The organism is Amnimonas aquatica (genome assembly GCF_002943415.1).
In the GTDB taxonomy this organism is placed as follows: Bacteria; Pseudomonadota; Gammaproteobacteria; order Pseudomonadales; family Moraxellaceae; genus Perlucidibaca; species Perlucidibaca aquatica_A.
The window spans coordinates 1-3,060 of record NZ_PTQZ01000211.1 but is presented as its reverse complement, the minus strand read 5'-3'; the positions used below and the strand labels follow the sequence as shown (position 1 = coordinate 3,060).

At 70.0% G+C, this 3,060-nt stretch carries 3 protein-coding genes; all 3 read right to left on the bottom strand.

The window, feature by feature from the left end; all coding sequences use genetic code 11:
- The coding region (locus C5O18_RS07995) for a prolyl oligopeptidase family serine peptidase (RefSeq protein WP_206389800.1) at window positions 1–1,599 on the bottom strand (1,599 nt) is incomplete at its 3' end.
- Window positions 1,600–1,727: 128 nt separating this feature from the next.
- Window positions 1,728–2,840 (bottom strand): RNA methyltransferase, encoded by a 1,113-nt coding sequence (locus C5O18_RS07990; protein WP_105192992.1) that lies wholly within the window; start codon window positions 2,838–2,840, stop codon window positions 1,728–1,730.
- 50 nt (window positions 2,841–2,890) lie between these two features.
- The coding region (locus tag C5O18_RS07985) for a pirin-like C-terminal cupin domain-containing protein (RefSeq protein WP_277422159.1) at window positions 2,891–3,060 on the bottom strand (170 nt) is incomplete at its 5' end.

Sequence of the window (3,060 nt, the reverse complement as noted above, 5' to 3'; positions counted from 1 at the left end):
GGAGAACAGATAGGGCACGCCGGCGCGCTCCAGCTGCTCGATCAGCGCCAGCGAGGTGGTGACCTGCACCAGTTCGTCGATCGCGCCGTAGACATAGGCACCCGGCACATGGCGCAGGTTGCCGAGGAACTCGATGATGTTCTCCGAAGCGCCGAAGCGCGAGCCGCCGGACAGCAGCGGCCCCGGCAACGCCTGCCCCACGCCGAGCAGGATGTCCGGCAGCAGGCTGCCCAGCAGCGGCAGGTTGGTGAGATCGCCGGTGAAGCCGACCCAGCTCACCAGGCCGGCGAAACGGTCCGGGTACAGCGCCGCCAGGCGCATGGCGCCGTAGCCGCCCATGGAGTAGCCGCCGGTGAACACGCGCTCGCGGTCGGTGTCGTAGGTGGCCTCGACATCATCCAGCACATCCAGCACGTCGCGCTCGGAAATGCCGGTATAGAAGCCGTGCGGGCCCCGACCCAGCGGCGACACCAGGATGCGGTTGAGGCCTTCGCCGAACTGCGCCTGCATGCCGGGCTGGTTGACCTGGCTGGCGTGGTTGGCCTCGCAGCCGTGCATGACCAGCTGCACGCCCGGCGTGCCGGCATCCGTGCGCGTCGGAATGTAGACGCCATAGGGCTGGTACTTGCCCAGGTAGTGGAAGTACTGCTCGCAGGGCATGAAGGTGTCGCCGTGCACGCCCGGCTCGCCCATCAGCTTCACGCCCTCGCCGAGGGTGTACTGCGAGGTGTAGACACGCTGGTGGAAGCCGGTCGGCGAAGGCGCCACGCGCGTCACGCCACGGCGCAGGTCGGCCACCGCCACCACTTCGCCGAACACCGAGATATCGCCGCTGGCGAGCACGGCGGCCTGGCGATCCTCCCAGAAGTTGCCGGCGCCAGGCAGGAACTGCTTGCTCAGGCCGTTGGCCTCGGCCCGCTCGTCGACACCCCGGAAGGCCACGTTCATGACCGTGCCGTTCTTCTGCGCCACGGCGGCCTGCACGCGCCAGGTGTCGCCCGCCGGCAGCGGCAGGCGGCCGATGATGCGGTTGCTTTCGGCATCGCCCTGGCTGAAGACCTTGAGCACTTCCCAGCCCCGGCTGGCGATCTTCAGCGGCGACCAGGCGCCACCGCCGGTGGCGGCGTCGTTGTCGGTGTCGATGGCGATGGCGGCGAGGGCATCGTCCGGGTTGAACATCGTGTTGAGCTCGAAGTCGGCGACCAGCTCGCCGCCATCGATGTACAGGGTCAGGCTGACCAGGTCGGCGGTGTTCTCCAGCCCGGCCGGATAGCGCTTGTCACCGGCGGTCGGCGACAGCAGGCCGGGCGTGGTGGCCAATAGCGAGCCACGTGCGCCGAGGCGGGTAAGCACGTTGAGCACGGCCGGATCGAGCGAGATCAGGCCGGCATCGGCGCCGTAGTCGTCATAGACATAATCGCGATGGATCAGCCGGCCCTGGCAGTATTCGGTGGTGCCGGCGACCCAGGAAGTGCGGGTGCAGGCCGGCGAGTCGGCGCCGGCACTCTCCCGCCCGCTGCCGCCACCGCCGGAACCGGAGCCGCCACCACAGGCGGCAAGCAGGGAAACACCCAGGACGGGAATCAGGAACAGGCGCATGGCGGACACCCTCGGCGCGGTGGCACCGGTACGGCGTCCGGCGCTCTTGTTGGAGAAGAGCGCCAATTATGACATTTGTCAATGTCAGATCAAGGCCGGTTCATCGGCCGATGTGCTGACAGGCCGGGTCAGCCGGGTGCCGCGTCCCCCGGCGCGGCTGCACGGCAACCCGCGCCCTCCCCGCCGACATTGACCACCGCCAGCCGGCGTGCCCGCTCCGGCCGTTCGGCGCGGGCGCGGAGCTGGCCGCAGCCGCCGTCGACATCCTGCCCGGCGCTGTTGCGCACCTTGGTCAGCACGCCATGGCGGCTCAGGTAGCGCACCATCTCGACAATGCGCTCGCCGTCCGGGCGCCGGTAGTCGTCGCCCGCCAGACCCTCGCCCTCCATGGCATTGAAGGGAATCAGGTTGAGCACCGCGTACTTGCCGGCGAACAGGCGCGGGATCGCCTCCAGCTCGTCATCACCGTCGTTGATGCCCCTGAGCAGCGTCCACTGCACCTGGATCGGGTAGCCGACCTCGCGGGCGTAGGCCTCACCCAGCGCCATCAGCTCGTCCGGCGACAGCTTCGGCGCCTTCGGCAGCAGGTGCTCGCGCAGATCGGCGCGGGTGGTGTGCAGCGACAGCGCCAGCCCCGGCTTCACGCGCAGCTGCGGCAGGCGCTCGAACACGCGGGCATCGCCGACGGTGGAGAACACCAGGTTCTTGTGGCCGATGCCGCCGTGCGTGCCCAGCAGCTCGATGGCCTCGAGCACGTTGTCGAGGTTGTGTGCCGGCTCGCCCATGCCCATGAACACCACCTTGCGCACCGGCCGGCGGCGGCGCGCCTGCACCACCTGGGCCGCGATCTCCAGGCTGGAGACCTGGCGCAGCAGGCCGCTGCGGCCGGTCATGCAGAAACGGCAGGCGACCGCGCAACCGACCTGCGACGACACACACACGCCGTCGCGGGGCAGCAGCACGGTTTCGATCATCTGCCCGCCGGGAATGTCCACCAGCAGGCGCGCCGAGCCATCGCCACCCGGGTGCTCGGAGCGCACCACGGCGAGCGCGTCGAGGTCGGCGGCCAGTTGCGCCAGGCCCTCGCGCAGCGATTTCGGGAACACGTCGGCGACCTTCTGGCGCGTGGTGCCGGCATCGGCCAGCGCCCTGCCCTGCAACCAAGCACGGATGATCGCATCCCGGTGCACGGGGCGTGCGCCGAGGTCGGCAAGGCGTTGGTGAAGGTCGGCGAGGCGCATGGCGCGGCATGCTAGCACCGCGCGGGCAATGCCTCCAGCACGCGGCCGGATCAGCCGGGCACGCCGCCCCGGCCCAGCCGGCCCTGCTTCACGTCCTCGTAGGCCTGCAGGATCTCGTCGTAGCTGTTCATGACGAAGGGCCCGTGGCCGTTGACCGGCTCGTGAATGGGCGCGCCGGTCAGCACCAGGCAGCGGCAGTCCGCCATCGCCGTGACCGCGA